Source organism: Paenibacillus xylanivorans, from assembly GCF_001280595.1.
Taxonomy (GTDB): Bacteria; Bacillota; Bacilli; order Paenibacillales; family Paenibacillaceae; genus Paenibacillus; species Paenibacillus xylanivorans.
On record NZ_LITU01000009.1, the window covers coordinates 1 to 271 of the forward strand.

Annotated in this window: 1 protein-coding gene; it reads left to right on the forward strand. The window is 43.9% G+C overall.

Going from position 1 to position 271, the window contains the following annotated elements:
- The coding region (locus AMS66_RS32610; protein WP_160319649.1) for a hypothetical protein at window positions 1-271 on the forward strand (271 nt) is incomplete at both ends.

Below are 271 nucleotides of genomic sequence, written 5' to 3' on the forward strand. Positions count from 1 at the left end.
ATCGAAGTGGACTTTGTGGATCTTCTAACCGAAGAAGAGCTGGAAGAGTTGTATGTAGATAAGCTCGCTCAAGGAGAAATTGCGAAACAAGAGATCGATCTATCGCTCCAACTCAAGGCTGCAGTTCAGCTAACGGATGGTCAACGAGCGGATATTCGTAATCAAGTAGCCGAGACGGCTAAGAGTGATCCGGGAATGAAGGATCAAGCCAAGAACTGGCTGAGCACCATGTCTTCCGATGAACAAAAAACAATTTATCAACAAAAATATA